Below are 23,660 nucleotides of genomic sequence, written 5' to 3'. Positions count from 1 at the left end.
CGAGCCACTCGTCCGTGAGCGCGCAGAGGGCGGCGCGGCGGGAGGGGCCGGAGCGCGCCGTGTCCTGCAGGAGGCGCAGGCGGGCCGCAGCGTAGCCGTCGCCGGGAGCATCCGGGGTGTCCAGGGCGTCCGGGACGTCCGGGGCGGGCGGCTGCCGCCGTGCCGCTTCGGTGTTCTCAGTCGTCATGGTCGACTGCTCTCCGTGTCGCGTCCTGTCGGGGGTGCGGGGCGGCCCCCACCCGCAGGGGGCGAGCAGGGGCGGCCCGGCCTCGCCGGCTACAGCGCGTCGGGGCCGCGTTCGCCCGTGCGGACCCGTACGGCCGTCTCGACGGGCACCACCCACACCTTGCCGTCCCCGATCTTGCCGGTACGGGCCGCCTTGACCACGACCTCCACCAGCTGGTCGGCGTCGTCGTCCTCGGCCAGTACCTCGATACGGACCTTCGGCACCAGGTCGACGGTGTACTCCGCGCCGCGGTAGACCTCGGTGTGGCCGCGCTGGCGGCCGTAGCCGCTGGCCTCGGTGGTGGTGAGGCCCTGTACGCCGAAGGCCCGCAGGGCCTCCTTCACCTCGTCGAGCTGGTGCGGCTTGACGACCGCGGTGATGAGCTTCATGCGTCCACCTTCTTGGAGAGCTCCGACTGGGGCGCGGGCGCGCTGTCACGGGTGCGGGACGGGGAGACGCCGGCCGCCGCGCTGAAGTCGTAGGCCGTCTCGGCGTGGTACGCCTGGTCCACCCCCGCGGCCTCGTCGTCCGCTGTGGCGCGGAAGCCGATGGTGGCCTGGAGGCCCCGCGCCAGGAGCCAGGAGACCACGAACGAGAAGGCCATCACCGAGAAGGCCCCGACCGCCTGCTTGCCGAACTGCTCGAAGCCGCCCACTCCGTCGATCGCCAGGAAGCCGACCAGCAGGGTGCCGACGACACCGCCCACCAGGTGGACGCCGACGACGTCCAGCGAGTCGTCGTAGCCGAGCTTGTACTTGAGGCTGACCGCCCAGGAGCAGACCGCTCCCGCGACGACGCCGATGAGCAGCGCCCCCATGGCGTTGACGGACGCGCCGGACGGGGTGATGGCGACGAGGCCCGCGATGGCGCCGGAGGCGGCGCCCAGGGTGGTGAAGGCTCCGTGCCGGATCCGTTCGTAGGCCAGCCAGCCCAGGACGGCGGCGGCGGTGGCGACCTGGGTGTTCAGGGCCATGGTGGCGGCGGTGCCGTCGGCGGCGAGTTCGGAGCCCGCGTTGAAGCCGAACCAGCCGAACCACAGCAGCGCCGCGCCGAGCACCACCAGCGGGAGGCTGTGCGGGCGCATGGTGTCCTTCTTGAAGCCGATGCGCTTGCCGACGACCAGGACGGCGGCCAGCGCGCCGATGCCGGCGTTGATGTGCACGGCCGTGCCGCCCGCGAAGTCGATGACCTCCAGCTCGTACAGCCAGCCGCCCTCGGCCCACACCCAGTGCGCGACGGGGAAGTACACGATCGTCACCCACAGCGCGATGAACAGCGCCCAGGCGCTGAACTTCACGCGGTCCGCGAGGGCGCCGCTCATCAGCGCGGGCGTGATGATCGCGAACATCATCTGGAAGAGGGCGAAGGCGAAGACGGGGATCCCGTCCTCCCCGGTCATGGTGTCGACCGAGATGCCCTTCATCCCGACGAAGTCGAGGTTGCCGATGATGCCGCCGTTGTCGGGGCCGAAGGCCAGGGAGTAGCCGTACAGGACCCAGAGAAGGGTGACGATGCCCAGCGAGATGAAGGACATCATGAGCATGTTGAGCGCGCTCTTGACCCGGACCATGCCTCCGTAGAAGAAGGCGAGGCCGGGCGTCATCAGCATCACCAGGAACGCGCTGATCAAGACGAATGCGGTATCCGCGCCGTTCAATGTGGACGTCTCCTCGAAGTCACGACCCGTGCGGACAGTGCCGGGCCCCGGGTCCTGCGGGCGGTATGCGCGACAGGCTCCCGAAGCCCCGTTTCCGTCGATGCCGCGTGGTGTTTCGCGTGCGTGACGATGGGAGTCGACGTGTTACGCCGGAATGAACGGCGGTCCGGAGCGGGGTGGTGAGGAGTACGCTGCGCACCCCCTCGTCCCGCCAGTGCGCTCCCCGGCTCCGGGCCCGGAGCCGGACCCGGAGCCGGGCCGCCGCGGGAAGGCACAGGAGGGCGGTGCGCAGAGACCGGCCGCGGCCTCGTCCCGGTTGACCTGGCGTGGGGGGCCGAGTCGGGATCCAAGGGGACGGTGCCGCGGCCGGTTGTCCGGTGGGCCGGGGTGCGGTGCCGCCGGCGGAAGGGGCGGGCACCGCCGGCTCCGGCGGGCCGCGCTTCAGCCCGCCGCGGCCACCTCGCCTCCCGGCAGCTCCGTACGCAGCCGCTCGCTGAGCTGCACGACGTCGCCGACCTCGCCGAAGTCCTGCACGGCGGTGGCGGCGGTGCGCCGCAGCCGGTTGTTGACCCGCTCGGAGCGGAGCCGCTTGGCGACGTCGACGGCCTCGCCCGCCCGGTCCGCGCAGCCCTCCGGCTCGCGCTGGAGCAGGTGCACGCTGGCCATGCCGATGAGGTTCAGCGCGTACGACCGCTGGTGGCCGCCGCCCTCCGCCTCGGCCGCCTCCCTGCCGAACAGCTCGACGGCGCGCTCCATCACGGGGCGGGCCAGCGAGGCGTAGCTGGGGCTGCGGCCGGCGGAGTAGGCCAGGTCGCGGTAGGAGTGGGCGTTCTCGGCGCAGAGCTCGGCCTCGGAGAAGAAGCGGATCCAGTCCGGGTCGCCGTCGCCGGGGGCGATCTCGCTGAACGTCTCCTCGGCCATCCGCACCGCGCGCTTGCACTTGCCGGGCTGGCCCATGTTGGCGTACGCGCGGGCCTCCATCGCGTACAGCATGGCCTGGGTGCGGGGGGTGGAGCCGCCCCTGCTGCCGTACTGCGCGAGGTGGATGAGCTCCAGCGCGTCCTCGGAGCGGCCGAGGTGGATCATCTGGCGGCTCATCTTGCTCAGCACGAACGAGCCGAGCGGGCGGTCCCCCGCTTCCTTCGCGGCGTGCAGCGCCAGCACGAAGTACTTCTGCGCGGTGGGCTGGAGCCCGATGTCGTAGCTCATCCAGCCGGCCAGCTCGGCCAGCTCCGCCGTCACCCGGAAGAGCCGGCGGGCGACCGGCTCCGGGTGCTGCTCCTGCAGCAGGTCGGTGACCTCGTGCAGCTGGCCGACGACGGCCTTGCGGCGCAGCCCGCCGCCGCACTGGGCGTCCCACTGGCGGAACATCATGGCCGTCTGCTCCAGCAGCTCCAGCTCGGGCTCGGAGAGCCGGGGCCCGCGCCGCGGGCCGCCGGCCGCGCCCTGGGCCGCGAGGCCCATCGGGGCCCGCGGCCCGCCGCCGGGCCGGCCGGCCCGGGACGGCGCCTGCAGCCCCTCGCCGCCGGGCCCGCCGCCGGAGCTGGACACCAGCCAGCGCTGCATGGGCTCGATCAGCGCGGGGCCCGCCGACATGGCCAGCGAGGTGCCCAGGAAGCCGCGCCGCCCCAGCATCAGATCGCTGCGCGTGAAGTCGCTGATCAGCACCACGGTCTGCGGCCCCGCCCAGGGAAGGTCGATCCCGGAGGCCGCGGGCGACTTCCGGGCGGGGCGCAGACCGAGGTCCTCGACCGCGACGACGCAGCCGAAGCGCTCGGAGAACAGCTCGGACAGGATGCGCGGGATCGGCTCGCGCGGCTGCTCGCCGTCGAGCCAGCGGCGCACCCGCGAGGTGTCGGTGCTGATGTGATGCGCGCCCAGCTGCCGGGCACGGCGGTTCACCTGACGGGCCAGCTCGCCCTTCGACCAGCCACTGCGCACGAACCACGACCTCAGCCGCTCGTTCGGGCACTTGTCGGCCTGTCCTCCCTCAGCCACTGGCTAACGCCCCCATCCGCCCCTCCGCGACATCTGCCGATCCCGCTGTCACTGTGCTGTCGCTCCGGCCGCCGTGGCGGCCACGTCTCCGCGGGCGCCTCGCGACGTCCGACGACGCCTCGCGACAGGATGCCTCCGGCATACCCACACCGCTGAGCCTCTCTCCGTTGTGTGTACCGAAAGTAATCCTACGATCACCGGTCACGCGAGGGTGATCCCCGAAACGCCACCATTCGCCACCCCTTCGAATGAACCTTTCGGCGCCTGTCCGCGATTGACTTGACCCCGTGGAACAACAGCGCGGCGCGACCGCCGGCACTCCAGTCAGGACCCCAGCGTAGCCCGCCTGTCACAGCGCGCAGCGCCGTTCGTAACCATCACGAGACGGGACCCGTTGGAGGGAGCATGGGCTTCACGATCGGCGCCATCAGCGGTCTGTCCGGCTTCCGGGAGATTCGGGAGCTGCGCCCCGGTTCGCGCCGGCGCTCCCGTGCCCCGGCGTGCACGGCCGTGGCGGAGTACACGGGCCTGTGGGGGTGGGACGTGGTCCCCGGGGCGCGCGCCGCGCGGCCCGCAGGCGGCTCCGGCGGCGCCCGTGTGGAGTGCTCGTGCGGCGCCGGTGCCTGCCCGGCGCCCGGTGCCCACCCGCTGGACGCCACGCTGGAGGTCCCCGCGGGCGCCACGCTCGACGAGGCCACCGCCGCGTGGGTGGATGTGCCCGGAGCCGCCCTGCTGCTGCCGACCGGCCGCTCGTTCGACGTGATCGAGGTCTCCGAGGCGGCGGGCCAGTGCGCGCTGGTGCGGCTGGAGCGGATGGGGCTGCCGCTGGGGCCCGTCGCGCTGGCGCCGACGGGCCGCGCCTGGTTCTTCGTGGCGCCCGGCGCCGCGGCCGAGCTCCCCGAACTGCTGTACCGCATGGGGTGGGACGACGCGGAGCTCGACCTGTGCGGCATCGGCAGGGGCGGCCACATCACGGCGCCGCCGTCCGACCTGGCCGGTCTGGGCCCGGTGCGCTGGCTGCGGCCGCCGACGCTGGATGCGGCGGGGCGGCCGCCGCAGGCGCGGCTCCTGCTCGGCACGCTGGCCTATGTGTGCCACCGCGCGGCCGTGCTGGAGCCGTGAGTTCTCTCCGGCGGAACGGGCTGGGTCGGGGCTGCCCGTTGCTGTTTCGCCGCAGGGCGCGGGTGCTCGGTAGCTGAGCGCAGTTCCCCGCGCCCCTGCGGGGCCTCCGGACCGGCCCTAGTCGCCGTCGACCAGTGCGTCGACGAAGGCGGCGGGCTCGAACGGCGCGAGGTCGTCGGGGCCCTCGCCCAGCCCGACGAGCTTCACCGGCACGCCCAGCTCGCGCTGCACGGCGACGACGATGCCGCCCTTGGCGGTGCCGTCCAGCTTGGTCAGCACGATGCCGGTGATGTCCACGACCTCGGCGAAGACGCGGGCCTGGACGAGGCCGTTCTGGCCGGTGGTGGCGTCCAGCACCAGCAGCACCTCGTCCACCGGGCCCTGCTTCTCGACGACCCGCTTGACCTTGCCCAGCTCGTCCATGAGCCCGGTCTTGGTGTGCAGACGGCCCGCGGTGTCGATGAGGACGACGTCCGCGCTCTCCTCGGTGCCCTCCTTGACGGCGTCGAACGCGACCGAGGCCGGGTCGCCGCCCTCCGGTCCGCGCACCGTGCGGGCGCCGACGCGCTTGCCCCAGGTCTCCAGCTGGTCGACGGCGGCGGCCCGGAAGGTGTCCGCGGCGCCCAGCACCACCGACTTGCCGTCCGCGACCAGGACGCGGGCCAGCTTGCCGGTCGTGGTGGTCTTGCCGGTGCCGTTGACGCCGACGACCAGCGCCACGCCGGGCCGGTCGACCGGGCCCCGGGTCTCGGTGTGCACCGTGCGGTCCAGGTCGGGGCCGACGAGCGTGAGCAGCTCGTCGCGCAGCAGCCCGCGCAGCTCGTCGGGGGTGCGGGTGCCGAGCACCCGGACCCGCTCGCGCAGCCGCTCCACCAGCTCCTGGGTGGGGCCGACGCCGACGTCGGCGGTCAGCAGGGTGTCCTCGACCTCCTCCCAGGTCTCCTCGTCCAGGTGTTCTCTGGACAGGAGCGTGAGCAGCCCCTTGCCGAGCGAGTTCTGCGAGCGGGAGAGCCGGGCGCGGAGCCGTACGAGACGTCCCGCAGCGGGTTCGGGGGTCTCGATCTCCGGTTCGGCCGGCGCTGCCGCCGCCTCGGCCTCCGCCTCCGGGGCCGTCGGCGCTTCCCGGACCTCCGGGGCCTCGGGGAGACCGACCTCCGTCACGGTTCTGCCGGGTGCCTCGGGCGCGCCGTCCGCGTCCTCGCCGACCTGCGGCTCGACGGGGGGCGCGGCCCGGGTGGCGGCGGGCGCCTGGGCCTGCCCGGCGGGCGGCACCGCCTTCTTCTTCCGGCCGCTGACCACGAGGCCGCCGATCGCGCCCAGCGCGACCACGGCGATGACTACTACAAGGATGACGATTTCCATGGGGCTCCCATCCTATGGTGTCCCCGGCGGGAAGCCCGGAAGGGCGGGGGCAGCGCCCACCGGTATCCGAAGGAGCGGACGGCCCGGGTGGTGCCACCGAGTGTCCCGGTTCACAGCGGGAGCCGGGGCAGATGTCTTCCTGCTTCGCACGCGCTCCGCTACGGTCCGCTCCCCGTGACCGTGATGACAAGCGTGCGCTTCAATCTCGTCCACCCCGACGGGCCGCCCGCGGCCCCTCCCGAGCCCCCCGTCGAGCGCTACCGGGCGGCGCTCGACATGGCCGCCTACGCCGACGAACAGGGCCTCACCTCGCTGGTCGTCGAGGAGCACCACGGCTCCCCGGACGGCTGGCTGCCCTCGCCGCTCCCCCTCGCCGGGGCGCTGCTCGGCCGTACCCGGCGGATCGCGGTGTCCGCCTGCGCGGTCCTCGCGCCGCTCTACGATCCGCTGCGGCTCGCCGAGGACCTGGCCGTGCTCGATCTCACAGGCGGCGGGCGGCTGATGGCGGTCGCCGGGATCGGCTACCGCCCCGAGGAGTACGCCGCGCTCGGCCTGGACTTCGCCGCCCGGGGCGCGCTCCAGGACGAGGCGCTGGAGACCCTGCTGGCCGCGTGGACGGGCGAGCCGTTCGTCCACCGCGGCCGGACGGTGCGGGTGCGGCCCCGGCCGTACACCCGTCCGCATCCGCCGCTGTTCGTCGGGGGCGGCTCCCGTCCGGCGGCGCGGCGCGCGGCCAGGCTGGGGCTGCCGCTCTTCCTGCCGGCCCATCTGCCGCAGCTGCGGCGGTACTACGAGCAGCGCTGCGTACGGCTCGGCACCGAGCCGGTGTGTCTGATGCCGCCCGCCGAGCTGCCCACGCTGCACCTCACCGAGGATCCGGACCGCGCGTGGGCGCGGCTGGGGGCGCACTTCCTGTACGAGGCGCAGCGGTACGCGTCCTGGCAGAGCCCGGAGACCCGTTCGCTGATGACCTCGGGCGCGCAGTCCGTCGAGGAGCTGCGCCAGGAGGGCGTCTACCGGTTCGTCACGCCGGATACGTGTCTGGAGCTGGCGCGGAACGCGGAGCAGCTGCTGCTCCACCCGCTGTGCGGCGGCATGCCCGTCGAGGAGGGCTGGAGCTCGCTGCGGCTGTTCGCCGAGCGGGTGCTGCCGCGGCTGGCGTGAGCCGCCGGGACGGCGCCGCACCGGACGGGACGGCGCTGCCCCGGCGCGCGGGTGCGGGCCGGGGCAGCGTCCGTACCGAGGGGACGGGCGGCGGGGGGGTCAGCCCATCTCCTCCAACGCCTTGCCCTTGGTCTCGGGCACCCACTTGAGGATGAACGGGATCGAGAGCACGGCGAAGAATGTGTAGAACACATAGGTGGTCGACAGGTTCCAGTCCGACAGGCTCGGGAAGCTGGCGGTGATGGCCCAGTTGGCGACCCACTGCGCGGAGGCGGCGATGCCCAGCGCGGCGGCGCGGATCTTGTTCGGGAAGATCTCGCCGAGCAGCACCCAGACGACGACGCCCCAGGAGAGCGCGAAGAACAGGGTGAAGGTGTGGGCGCCGACCAGGGCGAAGGCGCCCTGCAGGTTCGGCAGCGAGACATCGTCGCCGGAGCCGGTCTTGGCGGAGAACGCCCAGGCCACCAGGGCCAGCGAGATCGCCATACCGACGGAGCCGATCAGCGCGAGCGGCTTGCGGCCGATCCGGTCGACGAAGATCATCGCGATGACGGTGCCGATGATGTTCACGATCGAGGTCGTGAAGGAGTAGAAGAACGAGCCCTCGGGGTCGATGCCGACGGACTGCCACAGCGTGGCGGAGTAGTAGAACACCACGTTGATGCCGACGAGCTGCTGGAAGACCGAGAGTCCGATGCCGATCCAGACGATGGGCAGCAGGCCGGCCCGGCCGCCGAGCAGATCCCGGAAGGTGGACTGGTGCTCGCTGCGCATCGCGTGCTCGATCTGGCCGACCCGCGCATCCAGGTCGGTGCCCGCGCCCTCGACCTGGGCGAGCACCGCGCGGGCCTCGGCCGGGCGGCCCGCGGAGATCAGGAAGCGCGGGGACTCGGGGATGGTGAAGGACAGCAGGAAGTAGCCGACCGCCGGGATCACCATGATGCCCAGCATCCACTGCCAGGCTTCCAGCCCGGCGATATGACCGCGCTGCTCGCCGTCGGCGAGGTTCAGGATGCCCCAGTTGACCAGCTGGGAGACGGCGATACCGAGGACGATCGCGCCCTGCTGGAAGGAGGCCAGCCGGCCCCGGTACGCGGGCGGGGAGACCTCGGCGATATAGGCCGGGCCGATCACGGAGGCCATGCCGATGGCGACGCCGCCCAGCACCCGCCACAGCGCGAGGTCCCACAGCTCGAACGGCAGGGCCGAGCCGACCGCGCTCACCGTGAAGAGCACGGCAGCGATCCGCATGACCGCGATCCGCCCGATCCGGTCGGCGACGCGTCCCGCGATGGTCGCGCCGATCGCGCTGCCGATCAGCGCGGCGGCGATGACCTGCGCGAGCAGGGCCGAGCCGATGTCGAACCTGCCGCGGATCGCCTCCACCGCGCCATTGATCACAGAGCTGTCGTAGCCGAAGAGGAAGCCGCCCATCGCGGCGGCTGCGGTGATGAAGACGATGCGCCCGAGCGGCGGGGCGTCCGCCCCCGCGGCTATCGGGGCGGCCTGCGATGTGCTGGTCAACTCTCGCTCCTGAGGTACCGGCGACCCTGCCGGGTGATGACTGGAGCCGCCATAACTTGAAAGTTAAGGCAACCACTCAGAGAGTATGCCTTCAATTAACGAAGTCAATAGGGCAGATGGCACCACTCTGAGCACACGAGACCGCACGGTGAGTTCACTGAGTGAAGAAAGAGGGCGATCGGAGCGTGGAACGGGGCCTCAGCTCAGCCGCTGGCTGATCACCTTGGAGACGCCGTCGCCCTGCATGGAGACGCCGTAGAGCGCGTCGGCGACCTCCATGGTCCGCTTCTGGTGGGTGATGACGATCAGCTGGGAGCTGTCCTTGAGCTCCTCCATGATCCGGATCAGCCGCTGGAGGTTGGTGTCGTCCAGCGCGGCCTCGACCTCGTCCATGACGTAGAACGGGCTCGGACGGGCCTTGAAGATCGACACCAGCAGCGCCACGGCCGTCAGCGACCGCTCGCCGCCGGAGAGCAGGGAGAGCCGCTTGACCTTCTTGCCGGGCGGCCGGGCCTCGACGTCGACGCCCGTGGCCAGCATGTCGTCCGGGTCGGTGAGCACCAGCCGCCCCTCGCCGCCGGGGAAGAGCCGCGCGAAGACGCCCTCGAACTCGCGCGCGGTGTCGTGGTACGCCTCGGTGAACACCTGCTCGACGCGCTCGTCGACCTCCTTCACGACCTGAAGGAGGTCGGCGCGGGTCTTCTTCAGATCCTCCAGCTGCTCGCTGAGGAACTGGTGCCGCTCCTCCAGCGCCGCGAACTCCTCCAGCGCGAGGGGATTGACCTTGCCCAGCTTCTGATACGCGCGCTCCGCGGCCCGGAGCCGCTTCTCCTGCTCGGCACGGTCGAACGGGACGGGCCCGCCGCGCGGCCGGCCGCCCGCGGCGGAGCCGCCGTCGGAGCCAGCGGCGGAGCCGCCACCGGACTCAGCGGCGGAGCCGTCGTCGGGCTCAGCGGCGGGCAGCTCCTCGCCCTCCGCAGGCGGGGACGGCGGTACGGGCTGGTCCGGGCCGTACTCGCGCACCAGCGCTTCCGGCTCGACCCCCAGCTCCTCCAGGGCCCTGGTCTCCAACTGCTCGATGCGCAGCCGTTTCTCGGCACCGAGCACCTCGCCCTTGTGCACCGAGTCGGTGAGCTTGTCCAGCTCCTCCTTGAGCTCCCGGCCCCCGTTCCGCTGGGCGATCAGCGCCTGCTCACGCTCGGCCTTGGCCCGCTCGGCGGCCTCCCGTTCCTCGCGCGCGCGTTCGGTGGACGCCTCGATATGGGCGAGGAGCTGACGCGCGCCGGAGCCGACCGCCTCGGCGACCTCGGCCTCGTGCTGCAGCCGCGCGCGGCGCTCCTGAGCGCGCCGGCGCGCGTCCCGCTCCGCGTGTGCCGCCCGGTCGAGTGAGTCGGCCCGGCCGGCCAGGGACTTGACCCGCTCCTCGTGCGTACGGACCTGGAGGCGGGCCTCCATCTCCGTCTGGCGCGCGTTCGCGCCGTCGGCGGAGAGGCGGTCGCGCACGGAGGTGTCCGGCTCGGCCTCGTCCTGCTGGGTCTCCTCGGCGACGGCCAGCCGCTCGGCGAGCTCCCCCGCCTCCTCCTCCGCCCTTGCGAGCGCCTCCTCCGCCTTGGCCACGGCCGCGGCCGAGCGCTCCGCCTCGCCGCGCGCCGCGCGGGCCTGTCCGCCGAGCGTCCCGAGGCGCCCGGCGACCGCGGAGCGCTCGCGCTCCGCCGCGCTGCGGCGCGCCGCCAGCGCGTCGACGCCGGCGGCGCAGGTGTCCCGGTGCTCCCCGGCCCGCGTCCGGGCCGCCGCGAGCGCCTCGCAGCGGGCCTCCAGCTCGGTCAGCTCGGCTGCCGCCTCGTCGACGGCCGCCTGGGCCTCCAGCAGGCTGGGGGCGCCCGCGGAGCCGCCCTGCGCGAAGCGCGCGCCCAGGGTGTCGCCCTCTGCGGTGACGGCGGTCAGCTCCGGGCGCGCCTTGATCAGTTGTTCGGCGTCCTCCAGGGTGCCGACGACCACCGTGCGGTGCAGCAGCTCCGCGAGAGCGGGCCGGAGCCCGGCCGGGGCCCGCACCAGATGCACGGCCCAGTGCGTCTCCGCCCCCGGCAGCTCCGGGCCCCGCTCAGCGGGGTGCGGGGGCGTCTCGGCGGCGTCCGGCTCCTCCGCCGTGCCCAGCAGGAGGGCCGCCCGTCCCGCGTCCTCCTTGCGGAGCAGGCGGAGGGCCTCCGCCGCCGTGCCGGGGGTGGTGACGGCCACCGCGTCGGCCGCCGCTCCCAGCGCCGCCGCCACCGGGACCTCGAACCCCGGGGCGACCGTCAGCAGTTCGGCCGCCGGGCCCAGCAGGCCGGTCAGCCGGTCCTTCGCGGCCAGCAGCGCGCCCGTACCGTCCTTCCGGCGCAGGCCGAGCGCCAGCGCGTCCCGCCGGGCCGAGGTGGCGGCGCGCTCCCGCTCGGCCGCCGCCACCTCCTCCCGCGCCGCGCCCAGCGCGGACTCCGCCTCCGCCAGCTCCGCCTTCGCCTCCTCGTGCTGCCGCGCCAGGTCCTCCTCGCCGGCCCCGGCGCCGTCGACCTCCGTCTGGAGGGCCCCGTACTCCGCGTCCGCCCGCTCCGCGCGCTCCAGCGCCTCGTCGCGGGCGGCCGTCAGCCGGTCGATCTCGGCCTGCGCCGAGGCGACCCGGCTGCGGGCCGTGCCCGCCTTGCCGCGCAGGCGTTCGAGGCCCTCGCGGCGGTCGGCCCGGGTGCGGGCCTCGTCCCGCAGGCGGCGCTCCTCATCCGCCAGCCGCCGCTCCAGCTCGGCCCGGTGTGCGACCGTCTCGTCCAGCGCGGTGCCGGCGGCCTCCAGCGCGGCCTCCAGCTCCGCCTCCTGCTCCCGTACCCGGGCCGCCTCGCGCTCCAGCTCCTCGGGGTCGCGCCCGCGCCGCTCCTCCGCCGGGGGCGCGGTGGCGTGCTGGACGCGCTGGTCGGCGAGGCCGACGGTGCCGCGTACCCGCTCGGCCAGCCGGGAGAGCTCGTACCAGGTCTGCTGGGCCCGCTCCAGCCGCGGCGCGAGCGTTCTGACCTGCTGCTCAAGATCGGCCTCGCGGCGCTGGGCCTCCTTCAGCTCCGCCTCGGCGGCCTCCTTGCGCTGCTTGAGCGCCGCCTCGTCCGCGACCTCCGCACGCAGCGCCTCGCGCAGGGTCACCAGGTCGTCGGCGAGCAGTCTGAGCCGCGCGTCGCGCAGGTCGGCCTGGATGACCTGGGCCCGGCGGGCCACGGCCGCCTGCCGCCCCAGCGGCTTGAGCTGGCGGCGCAGCTCGTCCGTGAGGTCCTGCACCCGGGAGAGGTTGGCCTGCATCGCGTCCAGCTTCCGCAGCGCCTTCTCCTTGCGCTTGCGGTGCTTGAGCACGCCGGCCGCCTCCTCGATGAAGGCGCGGCGGCCCGTCGGGTCGGCGTGCAGCACACCGTCGAGCTGGCCCTGCCCGACGATGACGTGCATCTCGCGGCCGATACCGGAGTCGGAGAGCAGCTCCTGGATGTCGAGGAGGCGGCAGGTGTCGCCGTTGAGCTGGTACTCGCTGCCGCCGTTGCGGAACATGATCCGCGTGATGGTGACTTCCGCGTACTCGATGGGCAGCACGCCGTCGGCGTTGTCGATGGTGAGCGAGACCTCGGCGCGGCCCAGCGGCGGGCGCCCGGTGGTGCCCGCGAAGATGACGTCCTCCATCTTGCCGCCGCGCAGCGACTTGGCGCCCTGTTCGCCCATGACCCAGGAGAGCGCGTCGACGACGTTGGACTTGCCCGAGCCGTTGGGGCCGACGACGCAGGTGATGCCGGGCTCGAAGCGCAGCGTCGTGGCGGAGGCGAAGGATTTGAATCCCCGCAGGGTCAGGCTCTTGAGGTGCACGCGTCCGGACTCTACTGAGGTTGTCCCGGCGATGTCGCGCCGACTGTCCCGCACTGTCCGGTTTTCCCGCCGGGCCGGGCAGGGCCCGGCGGGTCCGCCGGGCGTGCGGGGAGGACCCAATGCGCCGTGCGCGACGGGGTCTTGCGTTCAGCTCGCCGCCGCCGGGGGTTTCGCCGCCGGGAGTGAGGGGCACATCACACGGTAAGCGAGGGCGGGGCGGGCGGAAGCGGCTCGGAAACGGGAGAAGGTCCGCAAGGACGGCCGAGGGCGGCGGGGAACGACGGGCCGGGAACGACGAAGGGACGCCGAAGCGTCCCTTACAGATTTCTTGCGGCCAGCGATACGCGTTCTGCCCGTGGCTTGGATCCTGTGGCGGGAACCAGGCCCGCGGATTCAGGTCAGCGCAGGCTCCGCTGTGGGTACGTCGATGCCTTCGAGCACCGAATCGTGCCGTGCGGCGGCGGACAGGGCGTCGTTCTCGGCCTGGATCCGTACAAGCTCGGACTCCAGGTCCTGGACACGCTGCTGAAGCCGTCGCATCTCGGCGAGAACTCGGGGGTCGGAGCCGCCGACGTAACCGAGAAGCGCCTTTGCCATGATGGATGGTCCTCCACACTGAAGTGACCGACCGAAGCGGTGGTGGGTCGAGAGGGAATCGCACCCGCAGTGTCTGCTCTGGACTTTTGCTCACATTATCTGAATCAAACAGCTCAGGTGCGCGGGGCTTCCAGCGTCTCACCAAAAAGTTTGACGGTCAACACGATCACACCCCGCATCCCCGGCCGCCGCGACTCGACGGCGCCGGACGCCGGAGCCCGCTGCCCGCAGAGGGGTGACGAAGATCCACTATGGCTGTCTCGTGGCCGCAGCCTTACACGGCGGGCGACGATTGGCAACCGCTTTGGATCATCGGACCGCAAACCCCGCGTAGCCGCCGCGCGGGGCGTCCCAGATCTCCGTCACCCCGTCCACCCGGCCGGGCGTATCCCCCTCGCGCAACCAGGTCAGCAACTGCTCACAGCTGCTCCGCGGCCCCTCGGCCACCACCTGCACCCGGCCGTCCCCGAGGTTCAGCGCGAAGCCCGCGAGATCCCCGATGCGGAGCGCGTTGGCGCGGGTGAACCAGCGGAAGCCGACCCCCTGGACCTGGCCACGCACCCAGGCCGTCAGCCGCACGGGGACGTCGGGGCCGTCAGGGACGTCGGGGCCCTCGGGGCCCTCGGGGCCGCCGTGACCGTCAGTGCTCGCCGTCATGGGCGCACGCTATCCGGACAATTCCCCGGTCAGCACGTCGGCCCCGGCCGCGATGCCGTACATTGCGGCTCAGCCCGCGGTGCCCGCGAGGGCGGAGCGGGTGAGCCGCCGTGACCCCCGAGCATTGTGAGGACACCGCGATGGGCCGCCACCGACGTGCGACTTCGGCTCCCGCTCCCGAGGCCGGACCACGGCGCCGGGGAGGCCGTCGCAGGCGCGAGACCGCGCCGGTGCGGACCGGGCTGCTGGGCGCCTCGGCCGCGATGGCCATGGGCGCGGTCGCGGTCGCCTCCGGGCTGGTCCCCGGCCCCGGCGGGCTCGGCGGCCCGCAGCGCGACGACCGGGTGCAGGCCGAGGGCCCTGCCGATCTGGACACCGCGGTGCCGCTCCCCGCGCCGCCCGCGGGGAGCGGCACCGAGGACGGCGCAGCCGACCGCGCCGACAGCGGGAAGGCACCCGGGCGGAAGACGTCGCGCGACGGGCAGAAGGACGGTGCGGACCAGTCGGGAAAGCAGCGGCCCCCCACCTCCGCGGAACCGTCGCGGAAGCAAAGCAGCCGGGAGAAAGCCGGGACCGGGGACGGCGCGTCCCCCAAGCGCCCCGGCGGCCGGAAGGACGCGGCGGACGCGCGCGGACCGGACGCCCGGCAGGGCGTCGGGGACGGCGGGAGCACGGCGGCGCCCCCGGACCCCGACACGCCGGACACGGAGTCCGCCGCGGAGCGCGAGGTACTCGCCCTGGTCAACCAGGAGCGCGCCAAGGCGGGCTGCCGGCCCGTCGAGCCGGACGCCGAGCTGGCCGAGCTGGCCGGGGACTTCAGCGCGGACATGGCACGGCGCGGCTTCTTCAGCCACACCTCGCCGGACGGCCAGAGCCCCTGGGACCGGGCCGACCGAGCGGGCATCAGCGATCTGGGCGGCGAGAACATAGCCCGCGGCCAGGCCAACGCGCAGTCGGTCATGGACTCCTGGATGAAGAGTCCTGGGCACCGCGCGAACATTCTCAACTGCGACTACCGCACCATGGGGGTGGGCGCCCGCTTCGCCGAGGGCGGGCCCTGGTGGACCCAGGAGTTCGGCTTCTGAGGTTCGGCTTCTGAAGCCGGAGCCGGGCGGAACTGGCTGGGTCGGGCCGCCCCGTACTGTTCGTCGCCGGGCGCGGGTGGCCTGGGACCGGCCGCGCAGTTCCCCGCGCCCCTGGGGCCCTAGCGGGCGCTCGGTCTCGGGGGGCGCTGGCAGCGCGGGCAGTAGTAGCTGGAGCGGTTCATCCAGGGGCTGCGGCGCATCGGCGCGCCGCAGCGGCGGCAGGGCTCGTCCTCGCGCCCGTAGGCGTCCAGCGCCCGCGCGAAGTAGCCGGACTCGCCGTTGACGTTGACGTAGAGGCTGTCGAAGCTGGTGCCGCCCTCGGCGAGAGCGGCGTTCATCACGTCCCGCACATGCCCGACGAGCTCGGCGGTCTGCTTGCGGGTGAGGGTGGCGGTGGGGCGCTCGTAGTGCAGCCGGGCGCGCCACAGCGCCTCGTCGGCGTAGATGTTGCCCACCCCGCTGATCAGCGACTGGTCCAGCAGCGCCCGCTTGACCGTCGTACGGCGGCGGCGCAGGGCGGCGTGGAAGACGGCCTCGTCGAACGCGGGGTCGAGCGGGTCGCGGGCGATGTGTGCGATGACGTCCGGGAGTCCCTCAGCGGCGGTGTCGCCCGGGTGCAGCGAGAGGCCGCCGAAGGTGCGCTGGTCGACGAAGCGGAGCTCGCCGCCGTCGGCGTCCTCGAAGGCGACCCGGATCCGCAGGTGCCGCTCGTCCGGGGTGCCGGGCGGCTGGATGAGCAGCTGGCCGCTCATGCCCAGGTGCGCGAGGAGTGCGAAGCCGTCGTCGGCGGTGTCGGTGTCGGCCGCGTCGCCGACCGGCAGCCACAGGTACTTGCCGCGGCGGCGGGCCGGGCCCAGCCGGCGTCCCGTCAGCCGTGCCGCGAAGTCCAGCGGGCCCGCCGGGTGGCGGCGGACCGCACGGGGGTGCAGCACCTCGGCCGCGGCGATGGTCCGTCCGCTGGCCCAGCGGTCGAGCCCCCGGCGTACGACCTCGACCTCGGGGAGCTCGGGCATGTCCGTCCTTCCGGCGCGACCGGCGTCTCGCGCCTGCCGCGCGTCGGGGCCGCGGCCGCCGGTCCCGCTCAGCAGACGGGACCGGCGAGCGCGGCACAGCGGTACCGGCCGGCCAGGCCGCGGGCCGGGCCAGGGGCGCCCCGCCCGGACGGGGAGCGCCGCTCAGGAGCCGGTGGACTCGCCGCGGGCGGAGATCGCCCGCCAGGCCGCCTCCGCCGCCTGCTGCTCCGCCTCCTTCTTGCTGCGTCCTGTGCCGGTGCCGTACGCGACACCACCGACGCGGGCAGCAGCCGTGAAGGTCTTCTCGTGGTCCGGGCCGGTCTCGGTCACCAGGTACTCGGGCACGCCCAGGGACTCGGCGGCCGTGAGCTCCTGGAGGCTGGTCTTCCAGTCGAGCCCCGCGCCCAGGTTGGAGGAGTGCTCGATCAGCGGGTCGAAGAGCCGGTGGACGAGCTCGGAGGCGGCGTCCAGGCCCTGGTCCAGATAGACGGCGCCGATCACGGCCTCCAGGGTGTCGGCCAGGATGGACGCCTTGTCGCGCCCGCCGGTGCCCTCCTCGCCCCGGCCGAGCCGGATGAAGGCGCCCAGGTCGAGGCCGCGGGCCACGTCGGCGAGGGCCCGCGAGTTGACCACGGCGGCCCGCAGCTTGGCGAGCTGGCCCTCCGGGAGGTCGGGGTGCACCCGGTAGAGGGTGTCCGTGACGACCAGGCCGAGGACGGAGTCCCCGAGGAATTCCAGGCGCTCGTTGGTGGGCAGCCCGCCGTTCTCGTACGCGTACGAGCGGTGGGTCAGCGCACGCACCAGAAGGGCGGCCTCAAGCTGATACCCGAGCCGCCCTTCCAGGAGTGCGTGCGACGAGGCCGCATCCACCAGGTCCGGATTCTCGCCCCCCGGCTCGGGGGGCGGATTCTCTGGAGTGCTGGCGTCTGACATGAAGCCTGTCACCAGCCGATCAGACGTCGAGGACCTGGCGCTTGTTATAGGTGCCACAGCTCGGGCACGCGATGTGCTGCTGCTTCGGCTCGCTGCAGCGCTCGCACGTCACCAGGGTGGGGACCGCAGCCTTCCACTGCGACCGGCGGTGGCGCGTGTTGCTGCGCGACATCTTCCGCTTCGGAACAGCCACGGCTACTTCTCCTGTGAGTCTCCCCCGCCATCGCGGAGGTCGTTGTCCTTCTCGCCGTCCTTCATGGTCTCGGCGAGTCCCTGCAGTGCCGCCCAACGGATGTCGACGGCCTCGTCGTGCGTGTGGTCGGGATCGTCCGCGAGCTTCGCCCCGCACTCGGGGCACAGCCCTGGACAGTCCTGACGGCACACCGGCTGCAGCGGCAGTGCGAGCACCACCGCGTCCCGCAGCACGGGTTCGAGGTCGAACAGGTCGCCCTCAAGGAAGAGCGTGTCCTCGTCCTCGGCGTCGTCGCCGGGCTCCGCCGCGGGGCGGTTCCGGTCATCGGCGTCGGGGTACGAGAAGAGCTCCTGGAAGTCCGCCTCGACGGTGTGTCCCAGCGGTTCCAGACACCTTACGCACTCCCCTGTCACCGGCGCACGGGCGGTGCCCGTGACGAGCACCCCCTCCATGACCGACTCCAGGCGGAGGTCCAGCTCGATCGTCGCGTCATCCGGCACGCCGATGAACTCGACGGCGAGGCGGCCGGGAGACTCCACCTCGCGGGAGAGCCGCTTCATCGCACCAGGACGCCGTCCCAGCTCGCGTGTGTCGAACACGAGAGGGGCGCGGTGGTCGAGGGGGGCGTTCAGGGCTTCCTGCTTTCTACGGGTGGGGCTCCGGCCACGGACTTTCGCGCGACCGAAGAAACAGAATACTGGACGCCCCCGCGATGACCCAATTCAGCGGCCCTGCTCGTAGGCCCTGACCTGATCGAGGTCGATCATGCTCGTGTCGAACAGGCTCGTCTCGTCCAGCTGCGCGGGCTGCTGGACGGGCTGCTGCTGGCCGTAGTACGCCTGCTGCGGGACCTGCTGCTCCTGCTGCGGGTAGTACGCCGGGTCCTGCTGCTGGCCGTAGTAGTAGCCGTACGGGTCGTGCTGCTGGGTCGGGACCGGCGGCGACTGCTGCGCGTAGTAGGGGTCGGCGGTGGGCGGGGCCTGGGGCGACGGCGGAGGGACGGCCTGCTGGTGCTGGGGCTCGTACTGGTGAGGCTGCTGGTGCTGGGGCTGGTGGTGCTGGGGCTGCTGCTGTGGCGCCTGCTGCGGCGGGGCCTGCTGGGGCGCCTGCTGCTGGGGTACGGCCAGGTCCGCGAGGTAGTCCGCGTCGCTGGTGTGCGGCGGGGCGTAGCCGTCGGCCCCGTCCTGGGCCGCCATATGCGCGGCCAGCTCGTCCGAGGGCTCGTGGCCCCGCAGCTTCTCGCGGCCCTTGCCGACCCCCTCCAGGGTCTTCGCCAGCACCGCCGAGACCGAGCCGAGCCGGGCGTCGACATACGCGTCCGCGCGCTGCCGCAGCTCGTGCGGGTCGCTGGTGCGCTCCGGCTCGCTGATCCCGTACTCGTCGTACCCCTCGTGCCAGGACTCGGCGCCGGGCCCGGTGCCGAGCAGCTTCTCCCGGCCGCGGTCGACGGAGCCCTTGGTCTTGCTCAGCACCACCTCGAAGTTGGCGAGCTTGCCGTCGACGTAGTCGTCGGCCTGGGCGCGGATCTCCTCCGCCTCGCGGCGCGCCTCGGCGAGGATGCGGTCGGCCTCGTCCTGCGCCCGGCGCGCGACCTCGGTACCGGAGACCAGGGAGCCGCGCTCGGCCTGGGCCGACTCGATGATCCGCTGGGCCTCCTGCTGGGCCTGCGCGACCACCTGGTCCCGGTCGCCGAGGACCTCGCGGGCCTGGGCGAGCGAGCCGGGCAGCGCGGCGCGCACCTCGTCGAGCATGGCGAGCAGTTCGGCCCGGTTCACCACGCAGGAGGCGGACATGGGCATCGACCGGGCGCCGCTGACGGCCGCCACGATCTCGTCGAGTCTCTGCTGTACGTCCACGGGGGTGACTGTACGGCCCGCGGCGGCGGGGCTGTGACCGGAACCCGCAAGCCGGCCCGCGCCGGTGCGCGTCAGCGCCCGGCCAGCCGCTCGGTCAGCGCCCGGTGGACGGCCTCGGGAATCAGGTGGGAGACGTCGCCGCCCCAGGTGGCGACCTCCTTGACCAGGCTGGAGGAGAGGAAGCTGTAGGCGGGGTTGGTCGGCACGAAGAGCGTCTCGACGCCGGAGAGGCCGTTGTTCATCTGAGCCATCTGCAGCTCGTAGTCGAAGTCGCTGACGGCGCGCAGGCCCTTGACGATGGCCGGGATCTCGCGCTCCTTGCAGAAGTCGACCAGCAGCCCGTGGAAGGACTCGACCTGGACGTTGCCGAAGCTCTCGGTGACCTCGCGGATCAGGTCGATGCGCTCCTCCACACTGAAGAGGCCGCTCTTCGACGTGTTGACCATCACGGCCACATAGACGGTGTCGTACAGCTTGGAGGCGCGGGCGATGATGTCGAGGTGCCCGTTCGTGATCGGATCGAAGGATCCGGGACAGACTGCACGGCGCACTGGCGTTTCCTCGCTCTCCAGAGTCATCACTGGTGTTGTCCGGCTCGAACGACGGCGCGACCGTACCAAAGGGTTCCCTCTCCGTAACGACGGGCCCTGAGCCCCTCGAACCCTTCCGGCCAGCGGAATTCACCACCCCTGGTGCTGCGCTCCACGGTGGCCAGCGCCTCCTCGGCGAGCCAGCCCCGCGCACGGAGTGTGAGCAAGATCTCGCGGAGTGCGTCATCCGGGACGGCGTACGGCGGATCGAGGAACACCAGATCGTACGGAGCCGCAGGCTGCTCCCCCGCGACCACCTGCTCGGCGCGGCCGGTGCGGACCTCGGCGCCGGGCAGCCCGAGCGCACGGGCGTTCGCCTGGAGGGTGCGCACGGCGCGGGGCTCGGAGTCGGCCAGCAGGACGTGGGCAGCCCCACGCGAGAGCGCCTCCAGGCCGACGGCGCCCGACCCCGCGTACAGGTCGAGCACCCGCAGCCCCCGCCAGCCGGCGGGCCCCCCGAGCTGGGACTCCCAGCTGGAGAAGAGCCCCTCGCGGGCCCGGTCGGAGGTCGGGCGGGTGCCGTTGCCGGGCGGGACGGCGAGCCGCCGTCCGCCCGCCGCTCCGGCGATCACGCGGGTCATGGTGGGTGTCCTGGCCCTTCGGTGCTGCTCAGGGGCGGCGCCCCGCCGCCCGCTCTCACGATAGGCCCCGCGCCCAGGACCGGGCGCCCGGAGGGGTGCCGACGGGCCGCCGTGAACGTACCGGTGACGGCGGACGTGGAGGGCGGCGCCCGGCACCGGGGCGCCCCTTGCGGTGCCGAGCAGAGCCCCGCGCCCCTGGCGGGGCTCCATCGCGTCAGCCCTTGTCCAGGAACTCCTCCCGCTCCTCGTCCAGCAGCGCTTCCAGGGCCGTGCGCAGCTCGGGGTGGCGCTCCAACGCGGGGTCGGCGGCGACCAGCGCCGTGGCCTCGTCGCGGGCCGCGGCGATGACGTCCTCGTCCTCGATCACGGTCAGCATCCGCAGCGAGGAGCGCACCCCGGACTGGGCCTGGCCCAGGACATCGCCCTCGCGGCGCTGCTCCAGGTCGATCCGGGACAGCTCGAAGCCGTCCAGCGTCCCGGCCACCGCCTCCAGCCGGGCGCGGGCCGGGGCGGCCTCGGGCGCGTCCGTGACCAGCAGGCACAGGCCGGGCGCCGAGCCCCGCCCCACCCGGCCGCGCAGCTGGTGCAGCTGCGAGACGCCGAAGCGGTCCGCGTCCATGATGACCATGCCGGTGGCGTTCGGGACGTTGACGCCGACCTCGATGACCGTCGTCGCCACCAGCACATCCACCTCGCCCGCGGCGAAGCGGCGCATCACCTCGTCCTTCGCCTCGGGCGCCATCCGGCCGTGCAGGGGCTCGACGCGCAGGCCGCTCAGCGGGCCGCCGGAGAGCTGCTCCGCGATGTCCAGGACGGCCAGCGGGGGCCGCTTCTCCCCCTCGTCCTCCACGGACTCCGCGGACTCCGCGGACCCCGCGGACTTGCGCGCCGGGGGCTCGTCCTCGTCGCCGATGCGGGGGCAGACGACGTACGCCTGGTGGCCGCCTTCCGCCTCCTCCCGCAGCCGCTCCCAGGTACGGGTGAGGAAGTGCGGCTTGTCCTTGGCGGGCACCACGTGGGTGGCGATCGGGGAGCGGCCGGCGGGCAGCTGGTCCAGCACGGAGGTCTCCAGGTCACCGAAGACCGTCATGGCGACGGTGCGCGGGATGGGCGTCGCCGTCATCACCAGCAGGTGCGGGGGCTGCCTGCCCTTGGAGCGGAGCGCGTCGCGCTGCTCGACGCCGAACCGGTGCTGCTCGTCCACCACGACCAGGCCCAGGTCGTGGAACTGCACCTTGTCCTCGATCAGGGCGTGCGTGCCGACCACGATCCCGGCCTCCCCGGTCGCCAGGTCGAGCAGCGCCTGGCGGCGCGCCGCCGCGCCCATGGAGCCGGTGAGCAGCACCACCTTGGTGCCCTGCTCGGCGCCCCCCAGCATCCCCCCTTCGGCCAGCTCGCCCATCATCTCGGTGATGGAGCGGTGGTGCTGCTGGGCCAGCACCTCGGTCGGCGCGAGCATCGCGGCCTGCCCGCTCGCGTCCACGGTGGTGAGCATCGCGCGCAGCGCGACCATCGTGTTGTGCGTGACCGTGAAGTTGTCGGTGACGTAGGCCCTGTCCTCATGGCGGACGCGAATGCACTGCGCCTGCTTGCGCCCCGCGCGCTCCACCCGCCGGATGCCCCTGCGGAACCTGTCGTGCGTACCCCGCTCGGCCAGGCGTCCGGCCTTGCGCTCCAGCCGGAAGGGCGGAAACCGCGCGGGGAGGTCCACCGACACGGGGAACGCCGCTCCTTCGGACAGCACCCGGGCGCACCCGCCCAGCGAGCGGACGAGCCAGGCCACGTCCTCGGCCAGCGCGCGGGACACGGAGCAGAACGACAGGCCGCATCCGCTCGTGTCCACCGTTCCGCCCGCGTCCATCAGCCCTTGAAGGACAGCGAGCCGGTCCTTGACGGGAGCGTTCTTGTACATGTCAGGGACGAAGCTGTCGTGCGGCGGCCGGTGCCGAGAGGTGCCGCCTCCGAGCAGCGTGCCCAGGAGATACGGGTCCAGCGGCAGGTTTCCCTCACATCCGAGGTCCACGGGAACGGCCGCCGGGAGATACCACTTCGGCTCCCCGTCGGATGTCGTCAGGTCCTCGCGGATCTCCCGGGTGGAGAGGACCTTCGGGGCGTCTCCACCGTGCCGACCGCAACGCGTGCCGACGATCCACAGGTGCTCGTCATCGCTCTCGACGCTGCTGCCGTCCGAGAGCACCAGACGCCAGATCTCGCGTTCCCCCTGGGGAAAGACCCCGTCAACCGGGGCGATCTCGCCCGACGGCGTCACCACCAGGTCACCGACCCGGATCTCCCCCATCTTCCGAAAGCCGTCCGGGGTGAGGACGAGCGAGTCCAGGGGCTGGGCCTTCCCGCTGCCCACCTCGCCCTGGAGGAGCCGGTGCATGGGGTGCTCGGTGCCGAGGTCGGTGAAGATCTCCTGGCTGACCTGCCGCTGCCCCTCGGTGAGGGTGAACGGCAGCCGCGCGTCGAACGCGTCCAGCAGCCCGCCGGCCACCGGCTTGCGGGGGGCGGCGGGCAGCTCGGCCTCCTTGCCGCGCCGGCGGGCCAGCGCGACCTGCAGGACGAACGCCTCGTCCCACTTGAGCCGCTGCTGCGCGTCCGCGATCTCCGCCTTGGAGCGCGGCCCGTGCACCTTCACCAGCGCTTCGGGGAGCGGGACCAGGCCCCGGCCCGTGCGGAGCGGCTCGGGCAGCGGGTCGACCAGGCCACGCCAGTCGGTGGCCTGGAGGGTGCGCAGCACCAGCTGCACCGCCTGCGCGATCTTCCAGGAGGGGAGCTGCTTGCAGGCCGGATACAGCGGCAGGAGCTGGAAGCGGGCGAGGTCCTCGCCGTCGGTCTGCTCGTCCAGCAGCATGTAGTCCGGGTGGGCGAGCTGGAGCTTGCGGTTGAAGACGCCGACCTTCCCCGCGAACATGCCGCGCCGGCCCGGCAGCAGCTTCTGCTGGGCGCCCCAGACGCCCTTGCCGAAGAACACGAGCTGCAGCCTGCCGCTGCCGTCGGTGAGCGTGACCTCCAGCCGCTGGCCCTTGCCCCGGTTGAACGTGTGCACCCGCGCGTCGGCTACCTGCGCGACGACGGTGACGTGCTCGTCCAGCGGGAGGTCGGACAGGCGGGTCAGCTCGCCCCGCTCCGCGTACCGGCGCGGGTAGTGGTGCAGCAGGTCGCCCACCGTGCGCAGGTCGAGCTGCTCGGCCATGACCTTCGCTGTGCTGCCGCCGAGGAGGGTCTTCAGCGGCTC

At 73.2% G+C, this 23,660-nt stretch carries 20 protein-coding genes; 3 read left to right on the top strand and 17 right to left on the bottom strand.

Going from position 1 to position 23,660, the window contains the following annotated elements; all coding sequences use genetic code 11:
- The 4 genes from G5C65_RS01820 to nsdA form a co-directional block, all read right to left on the bottom strand.
- Positions 1–187: hypothetical protein (locus G5C65_RS01820; protein WP_165296782.1), on the bottom strand; the 187-nt coding region annotated here is incomplete at its 3' end.
- 89 nt (positions 188–276) lie between these two features.
- Positions 277–615, bottom strand: a complete 339-nt coding sequence (locus G5C65_RS01815; RefSeq protein WP_165296781.1) for a P-II family nitrogen regulator — start codon at positions 613–615, stop codon at positions 277–279.
- Complete coding sequence (locus tag G5C65_RS01810) at positions 612–1,883, bottom strand: ammonium transporter (RefSeq protein WP_165296780.1); 1,272 nt, start codon at positions 1,881–1,883, stop codon at positions 612–614. The genes G5C65_RS01815 and G5C65_RS01810 overlap by 4 nt, the downstream gene beginning before the upstream one ends.
- Positions 1,884–2,324: 441 nt before the next feature.
- Positions 2,325–3,881, bottom strand: a complete 1,557-nt coding sequence (gene nsdA / locus G5C65_RS01805) for a transcriptional repressor NsdA (protein ID WP_165296779.1) — start codon at positions 3,879–3,881, stop codon at positions 2,325–2,327.
- A gap of 405 nt (positions 3,882–4,286) precedes the next feature.
- Between nsdA and G5C65_RS01800 the strand changes: the two genes are divergently transcribed.
- A complete protein-coding gene (locus tag G5C65_RS01800; protein WP_165296778.1) occupies positions 4,287–5,003 on the top strand; it encodes a bifunctional DNA primase/polymerase in 717 nt (238 codons plus the stop codon).
- 117 nt (positions 5,004–5,120) lie between these two features.
- Here G5C65_RS01800 and ftsY read toward each other — a convergent pair whose 3' ends face one another.
- Positions 5,121–6,365: a signal recognition particle-docking protein FtsY gene (gene ftsY / locus G5C65_RS01795; RefSeq protein WP_165296777.1), complete on the bottom strand. Its 1,245-nt coding sequence runs from the start codon at positions 6,363–6,365 to the stop codon at positions 5,121–5,123.
- Positions 6,366–6,548: 183 nt separating this feature from the next.
- On the opposite strand from ftsY, the gene G5C65_RS01790 reads away from it, so the two are divergent.
- Positions 6,549–7,529 (top strand): LLM class flavin-dependent oxidoreductase, encoded by a 981-nt coding sequence (locus tag G5C65_RS01790; RefSeq protein WP_165296786.1) that lies wholly within the window; start codon positions 6,549–6,551, stop codon positions 7,527–7,529.
- A gap of 99 nt (positions 7,530–7,628) precedes the next feature.
- Here the strand turns inward: G5C65_RS01790 and G5C65_RS01785 are convergent, their stop codons facing one another.
- From G5C65_RS01785 to G5C65_RS01770, 4 genes are all read right to left on the bottom strand, one after another.
- The gene (locus tag G5C65_RS01785; protein ID WP_165296776.1) at positions 7,629–9,053 is read right to left on the bottom strand and encodes a sugar porter family MFS transporter; all 1,425 of its coding nucleotides are present in this window, start codon (positions 9,051–9,053) and stop codon (positions 7,629–7,631) included.
- Between the two features lie 198 nt (positions 9,054–9,251).
- Positions 9,252–12,914, bottom strand: coding sequence for a chromosome segregation protein SMC (smc, locus tag G5C65_RS01780; protein ID WP_165296775.1), 3,663 nt, complete (start codon positions 12,912–12,914; stop codon positions 9,252–9,254).
- Positions 12,915–13,307: 393 nt separating this feature from the next.
- On the bottom strand, positions 13,308–13,511 hold the full coding sequence (locus G5C65_RS01775; RefSeq protein ID WP_165296774.1) for a hypothetical protein: 204 nt from the start codon (positions 13,509–13,511) through the stop codon (positions 13,308–13,310).
- 309 nt (positions 13,512–13,820) lie between these two features.
- Positions 13,821–14,090 (bottom strand): acylphosphatase, encoded by a 270-nt coding sequence (locus G5C65_RS01770; protein ID WP_338146198.1) that lies wholly within the window; start codon positions 14,088–14,090, stop codon positions 13,821–13,823.
- 308 nt (positions 14,091–14,398) lie between these two features.
- On the opposite strand from G5C65_RS01770, the gene G5C65_RS01765 reads away from it, so the two are divergent.
- The gene (locus G5C65_RS01765) at positions 14,399–15,253 is read left to right on the top strand and encodes a CAP domain-containing protein (RefSeq protein ID WP_165296772.1); all 855 of its coding nucleotides are present in this window, start codon (positions 14,399–14,401) and stop codon (positions 15,251–15,253) included.
- A 119-nt stretch (positions 15,254–15,372) separates the two neighbouring features.
- Here the strand turns inward: G5C65_RS01765 and mutM are convergent, their stop codons facing one another.
- The 8 genes from mutM to G5C65_RS01725 form a co-directional block, all read right to left on the bottom strand.
- Positions 15,373–16,266, bottom strand: coding sequence for a bifunctional DNA-formamidopyrimidine glycosylase/DNA-(apurinic or apyrimidinic site) lyase (gene mutM / locus G5C65_RS01760; RefSeq protein WP_165296771.1), 894 nt, complete (start codon positions 16,264–16,266; stop codon positions 15,373–15,375).
- A 162-nt stretch (positions 16,267–16,428) separates the two neighbouring features.
- Complete coding sequence (rnc, locus tag G5C65_RS01755) at positions 16,429–17,199, bottom strand: ribonuclease III (RefSeq protein ID WP_241265481.1); 771 nt, start codon at positions 17,197–17,199, stop codon at positions 16,429–16,431.
- A gap of 19 nt (positions 17,200–17,218) precedes the next feature.
- Positions 17,219–17,392, bottom strand: coding sequence for a 50S ribosomal protein L32 (rpmF, locus tag G5C65_RS01750; protein WP_165296770.1), 174 nt, complete (start codon positions 17,390–17,392; stop codon positions 17,219–17,221).
- Between the two features lie 2 nt (positions 17,393–17,394).
- Entirely contained in the window at positions 17,395–17,952 is a 558-nt protein-coding gene (locus G5C65_RS01745; protein ID WP_241265480.1) for a YceD family protein, read from the bottom strand.
- Positions 17,953–18,114: 162 nt separating this feature from the next.
- Positions 18,115–19,248, bottom strand: a complete 1,134-nt coding sequence (locus G5C65_RS01740) for an ATP synthase subunit B family protein (protein ID WP_165296769.1) — start codon at positions 19,246–19,248, stop codon at positions 18,115–18,117.
- A 71-nt stretch (positions 19,249–19,319) separates the two neighbouring features.
- On the bottom strand, positions 19,320–19,799 hold the full coding sequence (coaD, locus tag G5C65_RS01735) for a pantetheine-phosphate adenylyltransferase (protein ID WP_338146197.1): 480 nt from the start codon (positions 19,797–19,799) through the stop codon (positions 19,320–19,322).
- Between the two features lie 26 nt (positions 19,800–19,825).
- Complete coding sequence (rsmD, locus tag G5C65_RS01730) at positions 19,826–20,419, bottom strand: 16S rRNA (guanine(966)-N(2))-methyltransferase RsmD (RefSeq protein ID WP_165296767.1); 594 nt, start codon at positions 20,417–20,419, stop codon at positions 19,826–19,828.
- Positions 20,420–20,633: 214 nt separating this feature from the next.
- Positions 20,634–23,618 carry a helicase-related protein gene (locus G5C65_RS01725; RefSeq protein ID WP_165296783.1) on the bottom strand — a complete coding sequence of 995 codons (2,985 nt, stop codon included), beginning with the start codon at positions 23,616–23,618 and terminating at the stop codon, positions 20,634–20,636.
- Positions 23,619–23,660 lie beyond the last annotated feature (42 nt).

Source organism: Streptomyces boncukensis (assembly GCF_011045075.1).
Classification (GTDB): Bacteria; Actinomycetota; Actinomycetes; order Streptomycetales; family Streptomycetaceae; genus Streptomyces; species Streptomyces boncukensis.
This window is presented reverse-complemented; position numbering and strand designations above follow the sequence as displayed.